A 23,656-nucleotide genomic window follows, 5' to 3' on the forward strand; every position below is an offset into this window, starting at 1 on the left:
GCGCTGCTCAGTTCTTCGAGCGCTTGTCCTGATCGTCCCCGTCGCTCGGCGTGACCTGACGCGCCTCGCCCCCAGGGCCCACCACGAAGGTCACCTTCGGGGCCTTCCGTGCCTTGGCGCGCTTGAGCAACTCCTCGGCCTCCCTGAAGGAGGCGCGGCACGCCTTGCCATCACCCCGCAGCGCATGCGCACGCGCCTCCTCGAATTGCTGCAAGGCCCGGCCCAGGTACTGCACCTCCACTTCGTGAGTGGTTCCCCGCAGCAACTCTTCCGTCCAGGTGCGGAGCTTCCTGAGCTCGGCTTCCAGGTTCGTCTGATCTTCGTCCGGGTACTCGTCCGGCGCAGAGGTCGAATTGTAGACCAACTGGTCCATGAGCCGGAGATAGGCGTTGCTGCGATTCATGGCGTGCTCCCCGAGGTGCCACTTCCGGACAAGGGCCCGACCTGCGGTCTGATGACCCGCACCCCGAAGCCGCCGGAAAAGTTCACGAAGTCTACAATTTGAGGAGTCGTCGGTGTCTTGACTCCGATCGTGCCGTCCAGAATCAGCTGCTCGCTGTTGATCCGGACGTCAGGAATGCGGTACGCACCGGAGCCACTGGGGTCACGCAGGAAGCGGTTCACGAGCACGTCCTCTCCGGGTCCCTCCGGGATACCCTCGCGCGCCAGGAAATTTCGCAGGCGTGCGCGGGCATAAGCATCCGTTCTTTGACCGAGCACGGTGCGCCAGTTGAGCTCGGGTGGAATCTGAATTTCCCCGCGATTGAACTTCGCCACGACCCTGAGCCAGGCATCATTGTAGTAGCGCTGGTAGTTGCGCGCAATCACGTCTCCCAGCGAGGGTGGCGGCAACTGGTGGGATGGCGGCGTGATCTCCGGTTCGGGCGCGGGCGGCGGAGCGCTCGACTCGCTGGACGGCGGCGGTTCGCTTCCGCCGCCTCCGCCCCCGCCGCTCATCATCATGAGCAGAGGTGGCGCAGCTGCCGCGACGCCGGGCTGCGTCACGACGGGCACCGCCTCCGCGGCCCAGGACATCTGCGCGGTGCCCTGGAACGTCGGCTCGAAGCTGAGGACAGGACGCGGCAAGCTCACGCTGGGCGGAGGCCCACCGCCAAGGGTGCGCGCCCCCAAGGCGGTGGCAACGATCTCCACGGGCAAGGCGCCGAGCCGACGAGAGCCCTCGACGTCCGTGAGCGGCTGACCGGTGCGGGAGTTTACGCCCGTGGACAGGTCGTGGACGGTCTCGGCCACTCCCACGGCGCCATAGACCGTTCCCGTCGCCACGACGGCCGTGCCGAGCGCCGAAACGGTGGTCGTGGCCGCGGCGGTGCTGAGCCCCGCCGTGGTGAGCGCCGTGGTCAGTCCGCCCGCGATCACCGGAGCGGCCGCCCCTGCGGTGACCGCCACCACCGCCACGATGGCGATGGCTGCCACCGCCCCGATCGCCACCTCGCCCCAGTCGATTTGCCACAAGCCCGTCGAGTCGACCCGGTTGATGGGGTTGTTGCCCACGTACATGTAGATATTGGGGCCGTCGTACACCCCGGCAGGGTCCGGGGAGGTCCAGCGCCCCAGCCAGGGCGCGTAATACCTTGCCCCGAAGGCATAGAGCCCGGTCTCCTCGTCCCGCTCCTTGCCCGTGTAGCGATAGCGCTTGGCGGCGACCTCGGCGCAGCCGTCGGCCGCACGAAACGCGGTCGAGCCGAACGGCACGTACTCCTCGTAGCTGATGATCTTTCCGCGTTCGTCGAGCTCCAGCGTCGCCGAGCCCAGGTTGCTCTCCAGCTGGAAACGCTGGCGCGGCGTCGGCTCGACGCGTGAGGCGCTCGTGTCGACGGTCTTCGTCTCGATCAAGGCCACGCGTCGGCGATCGTCCATCACATGGAGGGACTCACGCTCGAGCTCGAGCTCGCCGCTCGCGCGGTGGCGCTTCCGGTACAGCTCGAAGCTGCCCAGGTAGATGCGCTCTTCCACGAACGCGCCATGCTCGTACACCTTGCGCACGCGCTGACCGCCATCGCCATAAGTGAAGTAGACCTCGTTCGGAGCACTCGCGTCCGTGCCGGCCTGTTTGCGCACCCTCTGCAGCCGCTCCGCGTAGTCCCAGCGGAGCTGCGGAAGGTGAGGCATGCTCGCCATGTTGCCCGCGACGTCGTACGTGTACCGCGCGCTGGCTTCGTCGTGCGTGTCGCCTGGGACGCTGGTGGCCAGGAGGCGATTGCAGTCCGCGGCGTAGCGATAGCGCCGCGTCCAGCCGCCCGCGCCCGGCGCGAGCGGACGATGCGCCATCTGAACGAGGTTGCCCGCAGGATCGTAGGCGTAGGTCTCGCGGTAGCGGCGTAGCCCGCCCCAGTCGCGGGCATGGGCCGCCTGCGGCAATCCCAGCTCGGACGAGTCCTTGGGCGAAGACAGCTGCCCCCCGTGCTCGCGTCCTTCGGCGCGCGTCAGCTGGTAGACGGCATCGTACTCGTAGAGCGAATCCCCCGACACACCGGAATTTCCGTAGGAGACCGCATCGCGAATGGACGCGATGTTGCCGACCGGATCGAGCACGTAGCTCAGGTCCTGAAGGAGGACATCGTCCGCGTCACGCCGCGTGTGCTGGCGTACCAGGCGAAAGGTGAACGGGTCGTACTCGTAGCGGGTCTGGCTGCCGTTGCCATAGCGCACGCACTCGCGCTGCCCGCGGGCGTTGTAGGCGACCCGCTCGACGAGCGTGATCCACTCTTCTGCGCCGCGCAGCCGCACATCCACGCGCAGCAAGAGACTGCGCTCGTTGTACGTGGGCCTGTGCTCGCTGTGGTCCGGCGTGACGTGCGAAGTGACGCGGTTGAGCGCGTCGTGGCGCGTCTGCTCCGCAAAACGTTCTGGCTCGATCAGCGCCTCGGCGCTGTCCAGCTCCGCGCCAGGGCGCGGCTCGACCGAGCTCCAGTCCGGCACGTCCCGGTATTCCCTGGCGAGCCTGCGCGCGCATTCCGTCAGGTTTCCCTTGAAGTCGAAGCGCTCGTTGATCACCAGCCCGGCGCCGTCGAAAGCCAGATGGAGCCTGCCGCGCAGGTTCAGCTCCTCCGCCCGCGGATGCGCCTCTCCATAGCGTCGGAGCTGGCTGCGCTTCTCGCCCCGGCCGTCGTCCAGCCACACGCTCGTGGTGCGCCGCAGCGCGTCGTACTCGGTGCGCAGGCGAAAACCGCGTTCGGTCCAGATCCTCAGCGGCGCGCCGTGACAGTCGAACAGGCTGCGTCCCCCCTCCGCGTCGTCCGCGATGGCCACGGCCCGCCGCCCGTCGTCGGCGCTCGCCTCGCCGGCGTCCGCTCGCACCACCCTTACGGCCCGCCCCAGCATGTCGAACACCTGGCGTACGATCAGGTTGCCGCGCGCATCGGTGAGCGAGCGCTGCATACCCTGTATGTCGAGCTCGAGGCGGGTGGGCTGCTCGCCGGCCGGCCCGTTGTCCGCGACGGTCAGGAACGGACGCCCGAGCCCGTCGAGGTACTGCCGCGCGGGCGTCGCCGCGTGAGCCAGCACGAGCGCCGCGCAGCGCTTCTGATCGGCGCTGCCGGCCTGGAACCGAGACAGCCAAGGCGTGCCCTGGATGCCGTCGTTCTGATCCCAGAGCTGCTTGTGCCAGGCGTCGAACACGGTATCGACGTGGGTTCCATCGGGAAGATCGCTGCGGACCAGGCGGCCGAGCGGGTCGTAGCGCAGGATCGCCGTCACCCCCCACTCCACCAGCGCGCGCTCCGTCTCGAAATCGGACGTGGCGGAGAAGAAGGGCTCGTATTGCTTGAGCGGATTGCCCTTGTTGTCGAAGACCGTACGGCCCGTGCCCAGCCAGCGCTGCTCGACTCGCTGCAGCGCAAGGCGACCGTCCGGCAAGCGCGAGAGGCTGCCGTCGGCGGAGAGCACGGGCACGCGGCCGGCTTCCGCGCGCATCTTGCGCAGCACGTTTCGCCCGGAGCCGTCGGAGTAGCTGTACGTCTCCTGCCAGCGAGCATTGCCGGCGCCGTGCTCCTCGCGCGCGAGCTCTCGCGCGAACACCGGCTGCCGTCCGCCGGTGCGCACGTAGCGATGCAGGTCGTATTCGAAGCGGATGGTGGGGTCGTCGAGGGTGTCGCCCTCGCCAGCGCCGGCCTTGCCCATCCAGGCTGTCGCGATCGGCATGCCGAGCGTGTCGAGACGCACCGCCGTGCGGTTCTGGTTGGGGTCCGTGATCAACACGGGTGCGAGCACGCGGTAGTCCAGCCCGGATTTCGTGAGCGTCCCCTGCGCGTCGCGCTCGCCCACGCTGATGCGGTTGCCGAGCGGATCGATCGACTCCATCGGCAAGAGCGCGTACGCGTCGTAGACGGTGCGGTAGCGGTTGCCGAAGCGATCGAAGGCCTCCACCGGCAGGTAGAAGCGCTCTCGATCGAACACTGCGTGCCCCGAGACCGCCCACCATGCTCCATCCTCGAACAGGTATCCTCCGTCGGCCTCCAGGAGTTCGGAGTCGACGCGGAGGCCATAGGCGTCCGCTAGCAGTCCGGGAGTGAAGGCCTGCTTGGCGCTCTGGAAGGGCAGCGCGCGCACGCCGATGCTGCCGAGTGGGAGCGCGCCCGAAAGGTCGTCGCGGTAGTAGGTGTATCGGTCGCGCTGGATCAGGCGCGCCGCGGGGACTTCGGGATCGGGCAGCGCCTCGAACGGGAGCACTCGCGTTTCGGCCAGAAAGATGCGAGCTGCCTCCCGCGACAGAACCTGGTGCACGCGTTCCGGCGCAGGCAGCCCCGTGAGCTCGAAGGTCTCCGCTTCGTGCGGGACCCCGAGTCGGTAGCTGCGCTCTTCCGTGACGTTCGCGACGCGACTCCGGCGCAGCGTGGACCACGTCCGCGCCTGCTCGGGAAAGGCCGGCTCACGGCGCGGATAGCTGATGGTGACGGACTCCGTGACATTCCCGAAGGCGTCCACGGACAGGACGAGCTCCTGTTGCATGCGGGGATCGTGCGGGTTGCGCTCGTAGTGCAGGCTGAGGCTGCTCTGCGGATGGACGAAGAACGCCGCGTGGGCGTGCTGCGCCGCGCGCTGGACCAGGCGCACTTCGTAGCTGGTCGTAGACACCGTGTAGGGGTGAGCCGCTCGCGCGGTCCCATCCTCGGCGTAGATCTCCTGACGCAGCAGGAGACCGCGCAGCGCGCGCGCCGCCTCGCGCTCCTCCCGCGTGCTGAGCCCCCGTGGAAGGAGCGGACTGTCGAGCGGCGGCGCCAGCGGGTCGGCCGCGTAGAACTCGCGCGCGAGCGCGGTCTCGAGTCGCTCGCGCGCGAGCCAAGCGCCGGTGTGAAACCAGCTGACGGTGCGCACGGGGGGCAAGTCCAGTCGGTCGTCGTCGGGCGTCCGGTCGTAAGGCAGGTCCGCGAACAGACCCTTGCCCTTGTCCCCGGAGAACGACTCTGCGTCCCACTGCTCGGTGCACGCGAAGCCCGCGAACTCGCGCTCGTGCCCATCATAGAACCCGTGGCGATAGGCAAAGCGACGGACGAGCGCCGTCCCGGAAACCCGGTCAAGGTGCTCCACGCGCTGCACCACGTGCACAGGAAAGGGGAGCCGCGTGATCCAGGGGCGACCAGCGGCCTTGTCCGCCAGATAGAACTGTGTCGACGATGCGTAGCCGATGCGCGTCTCGGCGCCGAGGTTATTGATGGCCGCGATCAGCAGGTGCGGCTTCTTGCCACCCAGGATGTCCACGTAGCGCACGGGATGGACGTTCGTGGACAGCGGACTCGACCACACCAGGCAAGCCGTTCCTTGGCCCAGCAGGTCGACGACATGAAAGCTCGCCGGATGGTCCACCGGGGGCAGCGCGCTGAGCACCCGGGGCGCGCTGAGCGAGTTGCCGGCCTGGTTGAAGTGGATGCGCACACCGTCGCGACCGAGATAGACGATGTCACTGGTGCCAGAGCCGTCGACGTCGAACAGGCGCACCCGGCGCGGGTCGAACTGCTCGGGAGCATCGAGCCGCGCCCCCTGTGCGAGCGTGATCTTGCGCCCGAAGCGGCCGTAACCGAGGTTGGGCCAGTAACACACCTCGCCGGCTCGCACGCGTACCAAGTCGCTGAGACCGTCGCCGCTCATGTCGGCGAACTGGATGGCCTCGCTCGCGTCGGCGAACACCAGGGCCGGCCCGCGCGACTCGTCGTGGGGCTTGTTCACGCGCTGCGCCGGCTCGAACCCTTGCTTCGCACGCGAGCGGTACCAGACCAGGGCGTCGTGCTCGGTGATCAGCACGTCCGGGAGACCGTCGCCATCGAGATCCAGAAAGCGCAGGTTGGGATCGTGCCAGTCGATGTTGGGGACCTGGGGGAGCGCAGCAAACGGCGCCCAGCGGTGCTCGGCCTCGCGCTCGAAGTACCCGGCGAGCGGGCGCGCGTACTGGACCAGGTCGAGGCGTCCGTCATGGTCGAGGTCGGTGAGCTGCTGCACCCCCTGACGCAGCTCGGCCGGAGCCGGCAGCGTGCGCTCGAGCACCGGGGGCGCCAGCATGCCGCCGCCCTGGTTCGCCTTGTAGAACCAAGCGCGCTCGCCCGGAATCAACACCCCGGGCAAGCCCTCTCCGTCGAGATCGACCCACTGGCCGCCCACGCTCTCCGGACCGAACGGCATGCCCTCGAGAGCAGCCTTGCTCAGCGTCTTCAGCTCGTCGTGCAGCTCAGGCCTGGAGTAGGCAAACTCGAGCGCTGGCAGCGTCGCGCGCGTGTAGGCATCGGCGCCGGGCGCGCGCTCGTAGGCGACCTGGGTGGCCGCGCGCAGGTAGCTGAAAACCGGCCCCTCGTCGTACGTGAAGTCGGTCGAGCGCACCAGGTAGGGCTCGGGGCCGAGCTCCGCGAAGCGGTGGAACATCAATACGCGCTGGCACAGCCGGTAGCTGCGCACCTCGAAGCCTGCCCGGTAGCTGGAGAACGGGTCGGCCCGCAGCCGCCACGGCCGCTCCTCGTGCGGAGTGGGCCGCTCCGGGTCGTGCTCCCCGTAGTCGAACACCACCTCGAACAGAAAATCGTCCGCGGGAGGCAGCGGCCCATCGAAGCCGGAGACGGGCGTGCGATTGCCGTAGCGCAGCCGCTTGAGGTAGCGCTGGGCCGTGACCAGAAAGCGCGGCGCGCGGCCGTCGCATGCCTCGAAGCGGTGGGCTTCGCTGGCCACGGACGGGTCCACGCCCGCGCCGTCTTCCTGCTTGTACTCGTAGTGCGCCACGTTGCCGCGGTCGTCGCGTGTTTCCTCGAGCAGCCAGGAGAACACCCGGTCCGGATGCTCCGGCTCGGTCACGCGCGTCTTCGCGGTGCGCCCGAACACCTGCAGCAGGTTTTGGCGAGTCGTCACCTGGAAGTGAACGTCGCCGTTCGCGCGCGACGTCCAGCGCTCGATGCGCGCGAAGCCGCTCTCCGTGCGCGGCCGGTAGCGCCGCACCGTGAACTCGCCACGCTCGAACTCGTCGACCGGCGCGTCGTGCTCCGGCGAGAGCCGCAGCGGCACGAGGTCCTCTGCGCCCGCCAGCAGGAACACGTCGCAGTGTTCCTCGCTCTCGGCGTAGCGAGGCAGGCCCTTGTCCGTCTTGCGCGTGATCGCCAGCACCCCGAGCTGCCAGCCCAGCCCGAACGGGCCGTTCGCGGCGCCCGAGTCGTAGCGGATGCCCAGCGCCAGGGGAAAGCCCGGCCGACCCGGCGAGATGGCGATTGGCACGCTGAAGCCGCCCGTCCCCGTGACCGGATTGGTGCTGAACTTCTCGCCCATGCCCTGGATGGCACCGCCCCCCTTGGGCAGGGAGAGCGCGGGCAAAAGCCCCTGGATCGGACTTTCCTGGCCTGGCGCCTTGCTCTCGGCGCGCGGCGCGGCGGCATCGCCCGGGCCGGATCGCTCCGGCCCCGCCGCAGGCTTCGCGCCGGCGACCGAAGTGCTGGGCTTTCGCTCGTCGCTCGCAGTCATCGGGCGCCTCGCGCCAGCGAGTGGAGGACGGCAGACGTTTCGGCGCGGTAGCCGCACAGCACGTAGGCGCGCGCGATCCGAGGTACGCGCTCCGGGAAGCGGAGCTCCGCGACCGTGCGCTCCTCGGCCGGAACCGGCAGCTCGACCGTGAGCGCACCGTGGTAGAGACCCGGCCAGGATTCGCTCTCCACGCAGTCGATGTGCAGGAGACGGCAGCCGCAGTCCTGGCAGTCAGCTTCGCCGCAGCCGCAGCCATGGGGATCCTTCACGGACAGCGCCAGCGTGTGGCTCGCGCGCGCGTCGCTGACGACCTCGGCGCACGGGCGCGTGCACTCGCCCCGGACCGCCCTGGGCTGCTCGAGCTCGAACAGCAGCTCGAGGCGCACCACGTGGAGCTCCCGCTGCCCCGGCAGGAATGCGAACGAGTCGCGCCCCCAGCGCAGCTCCAGGGTGCGCGGCCCGCCGGCCTTCGGCTTCTGCGGCGTGGAGAGGCGCGCCCACAGGTCTGGCCACTCGCGCCGGACCTCGAACAGCCGCACTCCGCCGTCGGGAAGCGCGTGGTTCGCACTCGCGCGGGCGGAGGCCGCCAGCACGCTGCCACCCTCACGGGCCGTGTAGCGCAGGTGCATGACGCAGTCGCTGAGCGTGTCGAGGTCGAAGTAGTTGTTCTCGGGCGGCAGCTCGATGCGCCAGCGGCTCACCGCTCCCTCGTACTCGAAGGGGAGGTAGCGCGGATCGGCGAAACTCACCTCGAACAACCCCGCATCGTTCTGCCCGCTGGAGGTCGCAATGGCGCTGTGCGCGCCGTACCGCCACACCACGCGCGAGTCGCCGGGCAGCGCCGCATAGGCGTCGGCGAGCGGCATGGGTGCGGACGCGAGCTGGCCAGAAGCGTCGTGGCAGACGCACGGGTCCGGCGTGGACACGACCGGAGGCTCGTCGCAGCACTTGCCGTCAGGCCCACGCAGGCGAGGATCCACGCGGGTGCGGCTCGAGAGCAGCGTCAGGCGGCACTGGATGCCCTGGTAGGGTCCGGTGACGCAGGGCAGCGTCAACGACACGCTGCGGATCCGCCGCATGTAGTGCCCGGGATAGTCCAGATCGAACAGCCACTCCGGAAGCTCGATCTCCGTGTAGCCCGTGGTCTTGAGCTGCAGCAAGGAGACCGGTGAGAAGCACCGCATCGAGATGTGCTTGGTCAGCTCGTACTCGCGCAGGTTCTTGCACAGGTAGGCGCTCTCCATCTGGCGCAGGGCCACGCCCAGCCTCTCCCCGGCGAGCAGCCCCTCGTGCAGATCGTCCCATGGCGCGGTGGGAATGAAGCGCTCGCTCTCGTGGCCGAGCTCCAGGTTGTAAGCGCGCTGCGCCATGCGAGCCTCGTGCAACGCGACCTCGTACAGCTGGTGGTAGAGCGCCACCGTCTCCTTCTGCAGCCACAGATACAGCTCGTGGCTCGTGAACTTGTCGCGCAGGAAGTCCTGCACTTCGCCCACCTGCTCCAGCTGACGCTGCTGGTTGTTGAGCTCGCGCAGGGTCATGTCGCGCCTGCGCTCGGCGCCGAGGCGCTGCCGTTCGATCTGCTCGATCTCGAGATCGAGCACCTCGACCTGGTGACGCCAGTCGTCCTCACGCCGGACCCACCCGCCCTCGGTCAGACGCAGGCCCGCTGTGGCGGTCAGAATGTCGGACGTGCTGCGTGCGATGCGGGCCACCGCCTGGAACACGTAGGCGATCTTGCTGCCGAGCGGCAGCGTGGCGAAGTTCACCGTGCCGACGTGCACGTCAGGAATGAAGTGCATGATCTCCGCCACGATCTCCGACACGTTGCCGGCCGTGCGCACGCCGTTGGCAGCCTCTGTCAGATCCTGGAAGTCGCGCTCGCCGGTGTTCAGGCCCGCGTCGATCAGGCCCTGGGTGTAGCGCCTGCGGGTCTGCGCGATCTGCTTGGCGAAGTCGAGGGCCTGCACCTGCCAGTCCGTCTCGCGCCACTGGTTCTTGCGGATATCCAGCGCAAGGCTCAGGATCTGACGCTCGTGGGTGGCCCGGAGCGAGCTCAGGTACTCCGCGTCGCCCTTCTCGAAGGCCGACAGCAGGGCCGCGCCCAGATTGCGCGTCTCGTTGGCCAGCTCGAGCGCCTTGGGTAGGCGGTTGGCCAGGCGGTAGAGGCCGCCGTGCAGGCAGCACAGGCCCTCGTCGTCGCAGGGAGTCCCGCTCGCTTGCCGGCCGTCGGACAGCGCCTGCTCCCCGAAGTACGGCAGGTCGCGCGGCGGCTTGCCATGCGCCAGGCGACGCCCACCGAGGCAGGCCTGGAGCAGCGCACGTCGGTCCGCGACGCGCTCGTACAGTGCCAGAAGTCGCGGATTGAGCGGCACGCCCTCGGCGAAGAAGGTGGTGACCGTCTGCGCGCTCTCGTCCTCGCCTTGGCTGCTGCGCGCCACCGTCTTGGGGGCGGGGCCGAGCAGACGTGACGCACTGTCGAGCACCACGCGCGCTTGCTGGAACGACTCCGGCGTGTTCACACGCAGCAAGCTGTCGGCCCAGGCCAGCGAGGTCTCGAGCCAGCTCAGGTGCAGCGCCCGCCGCCGGGCACGCGGCGCGCTGACTTCACCGCTACCGCAGCAGGTTCCTCGCTCGTCGCCATCCTGGCCGTCAGCGCACCAGGCGGCATCCTCGTGCACAGAGGCCGCCGCAGCGTACCAGCCGAGCGCGGCCTGGTAGCGGCAGTGCGCGCGCAGGCTGTCCGCCGCCACCACCGAGAGCGAGAAGGCCAGGGTCGGAAACAAGGGCGCCCCGGGCGTGTGGTGCAAGAAGTACGGGTAGGCCGCGAGCTCGTTGAAGAACGGCCCGGGCTCCTCCGGATCTTCCAGGAGGGGCAGGACTTCGGCGCTGTCCGTGACCAAGTCGTAGCGGAAGCCCGGTGCATCCCCGCCGTGCAGCCCCGTGGTATTCACCTCGGCCCCGGGGTCCGCGGGAGCGCCTACGCTCAGCGGCGTGCCCTCGCGCACCACCTCGAACTTGAGCGAGTCCGCGAAGCGCCCGACCAGCTGGAGAGTAAGGTCGCGCGTCGTCACGTCCGTGGCGAGGCGCAGGCCTTCGCTGGAGCGACGCGGCTGCTTGAGCTCGCCGTTGTGCACCCGCGCCCAGCACAGGTGCAGCATCGGGAGTCCCTTCCAGTCGAGCAGGGTCGGCAAATCCTGAGGGGAGCGCCACGCGGATGCCGGTCCACTACCCTCGGGCGCGACCTCGGTGGAGCTGACGTTGGCCTCCTGGGTGACGGGCTCGAAGTGCTTCGCGTCCGTCAGCCAGAAGTAGTACTCGTCGAGCGTGGGCGGGTGGATCGTACCGCACTCCACGCAGCAGCCCGGAAGCGGCTCGTAGGCGCGATAGATGTTGGATGCAGGCGGATCGCCAGCCGCCGCCACGCGTAGAAAGCGTGCGCCGAGCCGGATGGCAGACTCGATCCAGAGCGGCAGGCGCTCGCCATGCTCGAACTGGAGCACGGTCACGACATCGTTCGGCGGGCTCACCGCCGACGGCAACCCGGGACGGTTGACGTCACTCAGCCAGGTCGGACGACCGTGCCGATCGCGGGTGCCCATGAGGCCGAGCGCCTCGACCTGCGGCGGATGGACGAAGCGCGTCACCGAGGGCTCGCGCGCCTGCACGAGGGCGTGCCCCGGCGCGGACGGAGGGGTGGGGGCCTCGAACTGGGTCAGGCTGGCCGGCGTCGCAATGCTCAGGTTGGTCGAGCGCAGCTGAGCCTCGAACAACCGGAAGCCCTCCGAGCGGCGCGACGTGGCGAGCTCGTCCCACTCAATCCAGTTCTCCCGGTAGAAGACGCGCCGCTTGCACGCCTGCCAGATCACCAGGGTCTTGAACCGGCGCTCCCACAAGAGCGGCAGCTCCGGATGGGCCAGCCAGTCGGGCTCGAGCCCGAGCAGGGTGCGCTGCACGAAGGCCTGCACGGCGCTCACGGCCTCCTCGATGCGGCTGGCACGTTGGCACAGTCCCGCCTCCACGTCGATCAGCAGCAGGTCGGACAGATCGCGCGGACTCCGGGCAAACCCGCCCCACGGCAGAGCGACACGATCGAGCCGGCACAGATGGGCGAGCAGCGCCGCCCGGGCGCTCTCGCGCAGCGGATCGTTCAGGGAGCCCAGCTCGAGGTAGCGACGCGGCTGGCCGTTTTCCAGGTAACCACGGCGCACGAACAGCGTGAGGTTCTCAGCGCCGCCCGAGGCGGCCGGGTTATCCGCGGCCCAGCGATCGGGCTGCGCGATGCGAATGTCCTCCACGGTGAACTTGCGGCGCACCCTTTCCAGCAGCAGATCTGCGTGGAAGATGCGCACCGGCCAGCGCTCGTTCTCGAGATCGGAGCCCGTGCCGCTCAGGGAGAAGCCTGGGTCGTAGCGACGCACTAGCAGCGCATGGGACAGGTCCACGCCGACGTGCCGCAACAGATGGGCAGGGTCGTCCGGGTGCCGCTCGGCCGCCTCGTGGAACAGCAGCCAGGCAGGGCGTTCGGGCGCCGTGTTGGCCCGCGAGCGCAGCATCGTGTAGTCGAAGATACGCTCCCACCAGTCGAACAGAGCCTGCGTGCGCGGCAGCGACAGCTGCTGGCGCTGGTCGCCAATGGGCGGATGGTAGTTGTCGTCGGCCGGCAGCAAGTCGACGTCGAACCAGGCGCGGTGCGGCGCGAAGGCTCCGCCACTCGGATAGAAGGTGATGCCGGCGAAGCCCTCGGCCTTGGACAGCAGGTAACCGAGCTCGCTCTGGCCGTCATCCGCGCTGGGTTCGGCGTGGAGACCATGGCGCCAGGCGAACAGGAGCGCCCGGAATGCGCGCTGATAGGTGCGCCGGACGTCCCGCAGCGTGCTGTAGTAGCGCTCGTTCAAGTACGCTGCGGGCTCGACGAAGCCGTCCTGGGGTGACCCGATACCGGCCCCCAGACGGGCATTTTTGGTGGCCACGTACAGCTTGTCGCTTGGAATGGCCACGACCTGGTTTGCGGAGTCGGGCCCCTCGTAGGCCAGCTCGAAGCCGGTCTGGCGCGCCAGCGTCGACTCGGCGCGCTCGAAGGCCGGAGGGCATGCGATGAGCTCGATCGTCAGGTCGTAGGCGCCGCGGCGCAACGCCAAGGAGTCGCTGCACGAGCTCGGCGCATGGTCGCCGTCCCAGTGATGGCTGAGCAGCACCCAGCTGCGCTGTCCGCGCCTCAGGCTCACGCGCCAGCGCAGATATCCGGGGCACTCGGGCAAAGGAGTCTCGCCGTCGGGACGCGGAACGCCCGCGTGGAACGTGTAGTCGCCGCCTTGCTCGATCAACATCACGCCCTTCCAGGTCACGGCGAAGCCCTGGGCGCCTCCGAGCGCGGTGCCGTCGTCGTTGCGCAGGGCAAAGCCGTTGCGCACGCCCACGAACTCGCCCTGCGCCGCGCTCAGCTCGAGGTCCAGCGCCGGCAGCACGGTGGGCACCGGCGCATTCCAGAGGTCGCGCGCCTCGCCGAACGCGCGGCTGGGGGAGCGCAGTTCGCGGTACAGCACGTCGGCGCTCGCGCCCGCTCCGAACGCTCGATACTCGCCGAGCAGGCCCGTGCCCACCAGACCGACCAGCGCGGAAAGCGCGCCCGCCTGGGCAGGGTCGGACCAGGTCAGCACGGGAGGGGCGCCCGAGTCCTCCTCCCAGGCGCTCAGCGCGAAGTTCTCGTCCGCGAACAGGTGCCGGAGCACGAGCTTCGCGAGTTTGTCTCCGCCCTCCCGCGGCTCGCCCGTGATGCTGGCGACGTGCTCGGAGAGGTGCTGCGCGATCAGCACGGCACGCCGCTGAAACACGGCGAATGCGCACTGGAAGAACCCGAAGCGCGCCGCTTCGTCCGGCCCTTCGATCAGGGATCGCTCGGCCTCGCCGAAGTCGGGGAACAGAAAGGCGAAGCGCGCGAGCTCGCGGCGCGGAGCGAAGTACAGCGTACGCACCGCCTCCTGCTCGGCGGAGCCCTCGGCAGCCGTGCGAAGCTGCCGGATGCGCTGCAGCTTCTCCAGGACGGCCTGATCGGTGAGCGGGATGCTCACGCCCAGCTCTTCGCGGACCGGGTCGTAGTCGAACGGACCGTCTGGGCTGTTCCACATGCCCGGCGATGTGTTCGCGAGCGGAACCCGATAGCTGCTGGCGGCCGTGGCCCCAGGCGCTCCGCCGGTGCCGTGCAGCACGTGCGGGAAGAAGTGACGCGCCAGCGAAAGGAGCGGCTCTCCCGAGGCGTCGGTCGAAAGCCCGAAATCGTCGCGCAGCGAGCGCACGATGTACGTCCACCCGAGCTTCTGCGCGTGTTCGTCGTCGACCTCCACCTCGAGCAGCTTGCGGCGCAGATGCCACAGGCTGCCCTCGCACGCGTCGTCCGGCGTGGCCAGCGGATCTTCGCGCGCCTCGTTGTCGGGCTGAAGCGGCAAGGGGTCCTCGCCGACCAGGTGCGGCTCGCTGCGCAAGACGAACAGCAGCTCGCCGATGCCGAAGCGCGAGGCGTAGATCTTCTGCAGGACCTCGACGAATCGCAGGGTGTGGCTCGGCCTGGCGAACCAGGTGTGGGCGCTCATGGCGGGATCGAAGCCGGCCAGCGCGGAGAGCGGATCGAGGTTCTCGCTCAGCAGCTTGAGGAACCGAGGCGAGCGGGCGGCGCAGCGGTGCTTCTTGCGGGCGCACTCGCCGATGCGCTCGATCACATGGCTCACGGCCCAGGCCCACTTGGAATGATCTGGCCCCCGCCACAGCGCGAGCAGATGCAGGTGCAGACCCGAGACCGCGGCCGATCCCTCGCGCGAATCGCGTAAGCGCAGGGCGAGGTCGTCGCACAGCATCTGGAAGGCCACGAGCTGGCGCAGAAAGTCCGGGTTCAGCTCCCCCGAGGCCGAGCTCAGGCCCAGCTCGCGCGCGATCTCCCCGAACTCGGCCAGAGAATAGCGGGCGCACGGGAGCGCCTGGAGCTTGCGCCACAGACGCACGAAGATGGCAATGCGCCGAAGGCTTTCGCTCAGACCTTCCTGCCCGGACCGAATGACCAGCCGGTAGTCGTCGGGACAGCACGGCTCGCAAGCGGGCAGATCCGGACTCGGAGGCGAGAGCGGCCCGTCGATGCCGATGTCCACGAAGTCGAGCTGGGCGAGCTCCACCAGCTCGCAGTAGTCGAGCCCCAGGCGCGAGAGAAAGCTCGGCAGCGGTAGCACCTCGCCCGGAAAGCTCTCGCCCCCGGGCGACCCGTACAGCTCCGCGGTGGACGGCGCGTCCTCCCCGCCCGTGAACAGCGTGCCCTCCTCGGGAGAGATGCCGAGGTATTCGCAGGCGATCTCGAAGCGCACCGGATAGCGCCACTGGTGCGCGGGGAAGCCGGTGGGCTCCGGGGTGCCAGGGCGCAGCACGAACTCGGTGATGTCGCGCCGGAAGGCGCGCATGATCTCGAAGCGACTCGTGCACAGCCGGCGCAGATACGCGCGCACGATGGCCAGCGGCTCCGAGTAAGGAAGACTCGGGGCCGAGAAGTCGGTCTTCAACACCTCGTAGGCCGCGGGCGAGGCGACCGGAGTGGCAGGCGAGGAGTGCTCGGGCAGCACGCCGAAGAGGAGCACGGGATCGTGCGCCGCGGGGTCGGCCCGGTGGGACGCCGTCGCCAGCAGGTGACCGTGCAGGCTCGTTTCATTCGTGTCGTGGACGGCGCCCGCGGGCTGGGCGGTGCCCGTGGCGACCTCGGTCACCAGGCGCTCCAGACTCTCGTTGACCAGATCGATGACGGGGAGACACACGTTCGCGTTGGCCCAGGTGGCGCCGAGCTCGCCCACGGGCCCCCGGCGCGCCGCGACCAGCTCCGACAGCGTGACCTCGCTCGCCTCGCCCGTCTCGAACGCCTCGTCGCCCCGGCAGGTCGAGCGATCCGAGATCTGCAGGAGCTCCTGCAGATAGGCCACCGGGCCGAGGCTCGAGCGGTGTGCAGGCGGCACGCAGTTGACCAGCTGGCCATCCGGATTGATCGGCCGGAACGGTGTGGGGCTCGGCGGCTCGTCTCGATCGCTTCCACCGGCCTCCGCGTGGAGCATGTCCGCGATCGGATAGGCCACAGTGCCCACCAGGCTCGCGCGAAAGTCGGCCAGCGTCAGCGCTGCGATCCGAGCGCGACTGGTGAAGCCACGCGCGTAGAGCGCTTCCATGACCGAGAACTGTAAGCTCGGCGGGTTCACTCCCTGGGTGAGCGTGAAGAGCTCGCTCAAGGCCTCTGCCGCCGCGCGCAGCCAGGCGCGCGCCGCCTCGTCGGCCGGAAACACGTCCAGCAACGCCTGCTCGAAGGCCGCACCCGAGGGCGTGATCGGCAGCCCGCCCAGCGCGTCTAGGAGCTTGCCCAACGGATCGGCCGGGGACGGATCGAACGTGGGCACCTCGGACGGCTGGGCCTGCACCAGGCTGGTCCCGCCCAGGCTCAAGTCGAAGAAGCGTTCGAGCTGGCGCACGAACGCCCGGACGCGCTCCTGGGTAGTGCCAGGAAGGGTGTTGCCTGGGAGCAGCGACGGATCATTCTCGAACAGCTCGGACCACTGATCGGGCGTTACCGCGACCAGCTCCTCCACCGTATCGACGCCGAGCTCGTTCCGCAGCGCATCGACCAGGGCCGACGGGTCCTGTTGTTCGGTGATCACCGCCGAGAGCAGACGCAGGTGCGCGCGCAACAGCGGCTGGACCGTCACCTCGTTCTGCCAGAATTCGCGGATGTCGCGCGAAGGCGCCCCCGCGGACGGAAAGGTCAGCCACGCCGTCACCAGCGCGCTGACCTGCGCCTCCACCAGATAGCGTGATCCCGTACGCATCCCGAGCGAGCGCAGCCGGCGGGCGGCACGGTAGCGGGAGATGCTGCCGACGGCGGGAACGAGGGTGGGCGTCGCGGGCTCGGCGATCACCCCGCGATCGAAGGCCGCTTCCAGCTGGCTCACGATCTGCACCTCGCTCTTGGCGGTGACGCTACGGTACCGTGTCTCGAACGAGACTGCCGCCGGAAGCTCCGCGGTGAGCGCGTAGAAAAACGCCGCGGGAACTACGAAGTCTGGCCCGTTGACCAGCAGCACCTCGACGTCGCGCACCTTGCCGGTGGGCGACACGCTCGGGTCGAGCCGCACCGGTACCGTGAGCCCCACGGGGTCCGCCTGGATGCTGTGCTGCTCGCAGCGCAGGGCCGCGGCCAGCGCGACCACGTACCCAGTCAGTAGCTGGGCGCGGGCATCGTGGGTCGCCTCGTAGGACAGAAGATTGGCCTCGAACTGACGCCTGGCATTGCGATTGCCGTCGATGGAAGCCTGAGGCTCCGTGTACAGAAACGCCAGATTGCTCGTCGCCGGGCCCGAGAACGGAAAGAGCGTGCGCTCGTAAGCCAGCTCGAAGGCCACGTGACGACACTGCGCGGCCGTGAGATCCTCGATCGCCGGACTCGGCGTGGCCGCACTGTTCTCGTGCTGAAGCACCAGCCGCACCGCTGTCAACAGGTCGGCGAAGTTCGGCGGAGAGCCGTCCGAGGGCAGCTCCACGTGGGCGTCGGTGGGGTCGATCTCCCGTCCGGGCGGCGGCAGCGTGAGGTACAGGCTCGTCGGCTCAAGCAGCTGATAATTCGCCTTGTTCGCTAGCTCGGCCGCCGTCAGCGTGATTTGAGCTGTGTTGTAGTGGACACGGACGTTTGCGATCCGGCGGCCATTGCGCTCCACACGCAGCAAGACATCCGGGGCCTCATGCTCCGGCCAGGGCGCGATCAGCTCGATCACCGCTGTGGCCACCGCGGCCGGCTCCGGTCCGAAGATCGGCGCGTAGATGTGCTGCACGATGCGCGTGGTGGCCACGTTGTTCGTGAAGGACGCTTGGCCCAGCTGCCGCACGCCTGCACTCGTGGACGAGGGCGCTCCGAGCGACAAATCCACAGCACTGATCACCAGGCCCGTAAGGAAATCCCGGAAGCCCAATCCACTGACCGGATCCTCGGGATGAAGACGGATGATGATCGCTTGCGGCATGAGTCCCCCCCTTGCTTGCGCTTATACAGGGAGTCGGATCGAATTGCGATGCTCAGCGTCATTTTCGCCAGAGCACTCCCCCAGACCGCGCGCGCGTAGGAGACCGCGCGCGCGTAGGCCAGACCGCGCGCGCGTAGGCTCGGAGCGGTCGGTGTAGCGCCGCTCAAATGGCCTGCCGCCGCCGGTCTCCCCGGGCCCATCGGGCGGCGGCGAAGAGGCCCACCTCCTCGCCGATCTCTCGTTTGCACGTTTGCAGATTTCATGCCATCGTGAACGGCGAGATCTCCGCATCGTGATCGCTCGGATCAGCACATCATGATCGCCAGGATCATGATCGCGTTCAGCCGGATCACGGTCGTGGTCGCGCGGATCGTCGCTCGTGATCGCGCTGCTGCACCCTGGGTGGCTCACGAGGCCGAGGCGCAGCGGCGCTGGACGCCGGGTCCACCCACCCGGGCCTCGGAGGCCCCCACCGGGGTTTTGTTATATTGCCGGTCCGTAGTTCGATAAATCGGCGTCCGTCTCTGCCGATGCCGACTGCGCCGTGGCGCGCAAAGGCTTGATGGGCTGAGCCGGGTATGCACATTTGACCGCCGTGTTCTCTGGGGCTTGGTTGCAGCACGAGCAATCGCGCAGGGACTGCCTCGTCGAATCGTGACGGTGGCGGAACGCAGCGCCCACGTCGGAGGCGGCGCAGGTGACCCCTCCCGACCCGATGCAGCCCGGACCACGCCCCCGGCGAGCAACCCGCGCCAGCCCAGGGCGTCCGCGGGCGACCAACCATTCGCCGCGACGCGACCCGGCGACATCACAGCGGCCCCGCGGACGCCACGGGGAATCGCTTTGTGTTCCTTTCCCCCCTCGTCGTACCCTGCGCTCTGCGGCCATGGATCTCTACCCCTCGCTCCTTCAGATCGTCAGGATCCTCCTCTCGGAGGACGACGACGCGAAGGCTCCGGAACTCGTGCTCCGCCGCGTGCTCGAGGCGACGGGCGCCGACCGCGGCTTCATCGTCGTCCGTGAGGACGGCTCCTACGAGCAGAAGTTCGCGGTCCACTTCGACAAGGCGAAGATCTCCGACAAGGAGCGCAAGTTCAGCCGCGGCCTCGTGCGGCAGGCCATCGAGACGCGGCAGATCGTCCACCTCTCCAGGGACGCTGGCGAGCCGCGCTCCTCGCTCCTCAAGAGCCTCGAGGAGTCAGGCGCGTCCGCCGCGCTCGTGGCGCCCCTCGTCCACGGCGCCGATGTCTACGGCGCCGTCTACGTGGAGTACAAGTCCCGGGCCGCCAGCGACGAGGCGCTCCGCTTCGTCGCCGAGTTCGCCGAGCTCGCAGGGCTCTTCCTCAAGCGGGCCCTCGAGCGCGAGGCGCTGCGCCGCCGGAGCCAGCGCCTCGAGCGCGATCTCTTCGCCCGCTACGATTTCGAGGGCATCGTCACGCAGGACGCCAGGATGCTCGCGCTCCTCAAGACGGTCGCGCAGGTGGCCGACTCGGACGCGACCGTGCTCGTCCGCGGGGAGACGGGCACCGGCAAGGAGCTCATCGCCCGCGCGCTCCACGTGAACAGCCCGCGGCGCAGCAGGGCCTGCGTCACGCTGCACACCTCGGCGCTGCCGGGCAGCATCCTCGAGTCGGAGCTCTTCGGGCACGTCAAAGGCGCGTTCACCGGGGCCGACCGGGACCGCGTCGGGCGGGTCGCGTCGGCGCAGGGAGGCACGCTCTTCCTCGACGAGGTCGCGGAGATCGCGCCCGACGTGCAGGCGAAGCTCCTGCGCTTCCTGCAGTTCGGAGAGATCCAGCGCGTGGGCTCCGACCGGACCGACAAGGTCGATGTCCGCGTGATCGCGGCGACGCACCAGGATCTGCCGGCGCTCGTCGAGGCAGGGAAGTTCCGGCGAGATCTGTACTTCCGGCTCAAGGTGATCGAGATCGAGATTCCGCCGCTGCGCGAGCGCGCGAGCGATGTCCCGCTCCTCGTCGAGCATTTCCTCCGTACCTGCTGGAAGCGCCCCGGCGAGCGGCCCCGCTTCACGGAGCGCGCCGCGCGGGCGCTCCGCGAGCATGCTTATCCGGGCAACGTGCGCGAGCTCGCCCACGTGGTGGAGCGCGCGTGCATCCTGGCGACGGGGCCGGAGCTCGACGTGGATCTGCTCCCGTCCGATGTGGCTCAGCCAGCAGGCCCCGGGCCGCTGGCGCCGCGCTTCTCGCGGCTCTCCGCCGACGAGCTCGATGCGGCGCGCGAGGCGGGCGTCGCCGAGCTGGAGCGTGCCTTCCTTGTGGCGCTGATGGATCGGCACGGAGGGAACGTGTCGCAGGCGGCGCGGGAGTCCGGGTTCAACCGGACCTACCTGCAGAAGCTCCTGGCGAAGCACCGGGTGGCCGGCGCAGGCGGCCGGCGCCCTGCCTTCGATGGGTGACGGACGCCGCCGGCCTTTGAACCGCCTCTTCTGAGGAGGCACTTACCCATGCATTGAAGGGGCCGCCTGAACGAAGCAGCCTGCGAGAGCCTTCGCGCGTTTCAGGGCCTGCGGCGGCGCGTGAAGAGGGCGCCCAGGGCCACGAGGGCCGCGAAGCCGCTCCCGCTATTCTCCGCGGATCCGCGTGCGGCGCGGCAGCCGTCGCCCGGCTCTTCGCCGTCCCCGGAGCCGCCGGTGCCGCTCACGCCACCCATACCGCCCTGACCGCCGGAGCCGGCCATTCCACCGGCGCCGCCTGCGCTTCCGCCCTCGCCTGCGCTTCCGCCGGAGCCGCCGGAGCCGGCCATTCCACCGGCACCGCCTGCGCTTCCGCCCTCGCCTGCGCTTCCGCCGGAGCCGCCGGAGCCGGCCATTCCACCGGCACCGCCTGCGCTTCCGCCCTCGCCTGCGCTTCCGCCGGAGCCGCCGGAGCCGGCCATTCCACCGGCACCGCCTGCGCTTCCGCCCTCGCCTGCGCTTCCGCCGGAGCCGCCGGAGCCGCCCATTCCGCCGGACCCGCCCGCGCCTGCGCTTCCGCCGGAGCTGCCGGAGCCGCCCATTCCGCCGGACCCGCCCGCGCCTGCGCTTCCGCCGCTGCCCTCCGGGGTGACGCCGCCCTCGTAAATCTCCGTGCTTGGTTGCGCCTCGGGGTCGCCGTCCCCGGACGAGCAACCTCCCAGCAACCCCCCGAAGACCAGGACGCGATTGCCATCGAGCAGCACGGACGACGGAGAGCTGCGTAGCCTGCTCAGGTTCGGCACCATCGACCAGTTATTCGTCACGGGGTCGTACACCGCGGCGCTCCGGAGGTCGCACTGGCTGCCGCCCGTCCATTCCGTGCCGCCCGCGATGAGCACCATTCCGTTTCCGAGCAGCGTGGCCGTATGACGTCGTCGCGCGACGTCCAGGGGCCCGGTCACCGTCCAGTCATTCGTCGCCGGCTCGTAGACCTGCGCGTGCGGGACGTGCGGCGCGCCCATGACCAGCACCCGACCATCACCGAGCAGCGTCGCCGTGAAATCGGCGGGCGGCATGAGCAACGCCTGCGTCGGCGTCCAGGTGTTCGTGGCCGGGTCATACCGATCGGCGCCGCTGCCGCTCACCACGAGCACGCTGCCGTCGAGCAGCCTCGTCGCCCGGTGCCCGGAATGCGCGAAGGTCAGCGTCCCCGCCGGGGAGAACGTCCCCGTGGCCGGGTCGTAGAGCTCCGCCGTCGCCGGATTGCCAGCGCCGCCGCTCACCAGCACCTTCCCGTTCTGCAAGAGGACCGCCGAGTGCCCCGAGCGCGAGACGCCGAGCGAGCCCGTCGCGTCCCAGGATCTCGTCGTCGGATCGTAGAGCTCGGCGACCGCCGTCCCGCCGCCCACGACGAGGATACGATCGTCGGGGAGCCGCAAGAGAGCGACGCTCGGATCGTGGTGCGCGACCATGGCGCCGGTGAGCGTCCATGTATTGCTCGCCGGATCGTAGGCCTCGGCCGTCGACGGAGAATCACCACCCACGACGAGGATCTCGCCGGTCGAGACCCGGATCGACGCGGGCTTGCGGCGCGCCTGCGAGAGCGACGCGACGCCGCTCCAGGCGTTCGTCGCCGGATCGTAGAGGTCCGCGGACAAGGTATCGTTCCAGTCGTTGTCGTACCCGCCGGCCACGAGCACGCGGCCATCGGCGAGCTCGGCCCACGTGCCTTCTTGCCGCGGCACGGGCATGTTCCCGGCCGGCGTCCACGCGGACTGGCAGCCGACCGGCAACGCCCCGACGCAAGCGCCCGCCTGGCAGACGCCGTTCGCCGTGCAGCCGTCGGCGCTGCCGCAAACCGCTCCGCTCAGCGGAGTGCAGGTGCCATTCGCCGACGCGCCTGCGCTCACCGCGCACGCGTCACACGAGCCCGCGTCACACGCGGCATCGCAGCAGACACCGTCGACGCAGAAGCCGCTCGCGCATTCGCCCGCGAAGAGGCAGGAATCGCCCGGGGCCGCGAGGGTGAGCCTCTCGACGGTCGCGCTCCCGCCGCCGGCCACGAGCACCCGCCCGCCTGCGAGCTCCGTGGCGGTGTGGCGGCTCCGGTCCATGTTCAGGTACTTGCCGAGCGACCACCTCCCGCTCGCCGGATCGTAGACCTCCGTGAGCGCGCCGCCGCCGGCGACCAGCACCCGGCCATCGGCGAGCGGCGTGGCCGTGTGGTTGTGGTGGGCGACGTTCATCGGCGTCGCCGTCGTCCAGGTATTGCTCGCCGGATCGTAGAGCGCCGCGCTGCGGTTCGTGGAGGAGAACCCCTCACCACCGTAATCGGTGTAGCCGCCGGCGACGAGCACCTTGCCATTCGCGAGGAGCGTCGCGGTGTGCCCTTCCCGATTCTGGATCGAGCCCGCGGCGGTCCACGTGTCCGTCATTGGATCGTAGATCTCCGCGCTGCCGATGGGGTCACCGGATGCGTCCACCCCGGCCACCACGAGGACCTTGCCGTTCGGCAGGAGCGTGGCCGTGTGGGAGGAGCGCACCCGCGCCAACGGGCCCGCGTCGGTCCACGTATTCGTGACGGGATCGTAGATCTCGCTCGAGCCCATCACCCACTCTTCGAACTCGCCGGCGGCCACGAGGATCCGGCCATCGGGCAGGAGCGTCGCGGTGTGGCGTTCGCGCGGCGTGACGAGCGGCGCGGCGAGCGTCCATGCATCCGCGGCGGGGTCGTAGATCTCCACGACCTCGGTCACGCCGCCGGCCACGACGACCCTGCCGTCCGGAAGGAGCGTCGCGGTGTGGCCGGTGTGCCGCGTGCTCATCGGCGCGACGAGCACCCATGTATTCGTGGCGGGGTCGTACACCTCGGCCGTCTCGCTCGCTCCGCCGGCCACGAGGACCTTCCCGTCGAGCAAACGTGTCGCCGTGTGCCTGCTCCGGGCGACGTTCATCGGCGGCGCCATGTCCCAGCGTGGCGCCGTGAGCGCGGCGACAGCCGCCCCGATGCCTTGCTCCTTCACGCGGCTTCGCGGGGTATCGGCGTCATCGCATCCGAGCGCCGCAGCGAGCGGCGCGACGAGGAGGACGGGGGCGAAGCGGCGCAAGAACGAGGCTGAACGCATGCTCGACGATAGCAATCTCGATGTTCTGGCTGTCAAGAAAAAATGGGCTCCTCCGTGGAAGCGCTGAGTGCATGGTTCGAACAAGGGCATAACGACTTGCGACCACGCGATGGATACCCTGCCTCACCCTCACCTCGCCA

At 69.5% G+C, this 23,656-nt stretch carries 5 protein-coding genes; 1 reads left to right on the plus strand and 4 read right to left on the minus strand.

The window, feature by feature from the left end:
* Window positions 1–7 precede the first annotated feature (7 nt).
* From WMF11_RS48150 to WMF11_RS48160, 3 genes are read right to left on the minus strand one after another with little or no spacing between them, the layout of a single operon-like run.
* Window positions 8–403 (minus strand): hypothetical protein, encoded by a 396-nt coding sequence (locus WMF11_RS48150; RefSeq protein ID WP_437975558.1) that lies wholly within the window; start codon window positions 401–403, stop codon window positions 8–10.
* Window positions 400–7,950: a SpvB/TcaC N-terminal domain-containing protein gene (locus WMF11_RS48155; RefSeq protein WP_437975559.1), complete on the minus strand. Its 7,551-nt coding sequence runs from the start codon at window positions 7,948–7,950 to the stop codon at window positions 400–402. The genes WMF11_RS48150 and WMF11_RS48155 overlap by 4 nt, the downstream gene beginning before the upstream one ends.
* Window positions 7,947–17,978, minus strand: a complete 10,032-nt coding sequence (locus WMF11_RS48160; RefSeq protein ID WP_437975560.1) for a neuraminidase-like domain-containing protein — start codon at window positions 17,976–17,978, stop codon at window positions 7,947–7,949. The genes WMF11_RS48155 and WMF11_RS48160 overlap by 4 nt, the downstream gene beginning before the upstream one ends.
* A gap of 886 nt (window positions 17,979–18,864) precedes the next feature.
* On the opposite strand from WMF11_RS48160, the gene WMF11_RS48165 reads away from it, so the two are divergent.
* Complete coding sequence (locus WMF11_RS48165) at window positions 18,865–20,394, plus strand: sigma-54-dependent Fis family transcriptional regulator (protein WP_437975561.1); 1,530 nt, start codon at window positions 18,865–18,867, stop codon at window positions 20,392–20,394.
* Between the two features lie 101 nt (window positions 20,395–20,495).
* On the opposite strand, the gene WMF11_RS48170 is transcribed toward WMF11_RS48165, so the two are convergent.
* On the minus strand, window positions 20,496–23,516 hold the full coding sequence (locus WMF11_RS48170; protein ID WP_437975562.1) for a kelch repeat-containing protein: 3,021 nt from the start codon (window positions 23,514–23,516) through the stop codon (window positions 20,496–20,498).
* Window positions 23,517–23,656 lie beyond the last annotated feature (140 nt).

Source organism: Sorangium sp. So ce295, from assembly GCF_051527405.1.
Classification (GTDB): Bacteria; Myxococcota_A; Polyangia; order Polyangiales; family Polyangiaceae; genus Sorangium; species Sorangium cellulosum_B.